Genomic DNA, 1,007 nt, shown 5'->3' on the forward strand with positions numbered 1-1,007 from the left:
TATCCCTAAACATCTGCATTTTAATTTCTTTTGTTACAAATTCTAGTCCTTTTAAAAGCATTAAATCATTAAAATCACTCATACCTTGAGAGCTTTGCTCTTGTGTAAAATTTGGTAAAATTACACTAACATTAGTATATTTTTCTTTAATTTCTAAAGCTGTTTTTTTACCTGTGTTTTCTAATCCTTTTAATTCTTTTTTTACATCATTATCAGCAAATATTGTGATATTTTTATCAGGATAGAGAGTATTTAGTTTTTTAACCACACTTTCTAAATTACCAGCATCTACTGCCATAATGATAGGTTTATTTAAAGCTTTATACAAAGTAGCACCAGTAGCAAAACCTTCACATAAATAAAATTCTTTTAAATTATGAAGTGTTTTAGCTCCTATAATATGAAAACAACCTTGTTTTTTTGCAAGATATTCCACACCTTGATCTTTTTCTTCTTGAGTTTTAATTACCCCTATGATTTTATCTCCATTTGAAAATATTCTTTGAAGTGACCATAATTTTCCATTTTCATCTTTTAAAGGAATTAATAATGAACCCATTTTATCTTGTTTAAGATAAAAGTTTTCATCAAAGCCTTTTTTCTTTAAGTAAGCATGGTTAGAATTAGCCCATCTTGCATTATTATACTCATCTTCTAATTTTAAGGCAGTTTTTTCTTGTAAGGCTAAAATTTCTTTTTCTCTAAGCTCTTGATCTTTTTTTATTTGATTATGTAATTCTTGAGAACTTTTTAAATTACCATTATAGTTTTTTTCTACTTGCATTTTCCAATTTTTCTTTATGCCTGTTTTAAAATTTTGTATAAAACCTGCAGGAAAATTGTTATTTAAATATCCAATATAAGCACCACTTAATTCTCTACCTTTATCATTAGTAGTTTTTACTCTATGAATTTTACCATCCATAATAGGTAAATTATCTATAATTAATCCTTCTTCTTCAAGTGATTTTTTAAATGATTGAAGGGCTAGGGAGGTGTTGGTTGAA

At 26.4% G+C, this 1,007-nt stretch carries 1 protein-coding gene; it reads right to left on the bottom strand.

The window, feature by feature from the left end:
- Positions 1 to 1,007: toprim domain-containing protein (locus ACOTVC_RS08825; protein WP_421628380.1), on the bottom strand; the 1,007-nt coding region annotated here is incomplete at both ends.

Source organism: Campylobacter sp. GB48 (assembly GCF_049221845.1).
GTDB lineage: Bacteria > Campylobacterota > Campylobacteria > Campylobacterales > Campylobacteraceae > Campylobacter_D > Campylobacter_D lari_C.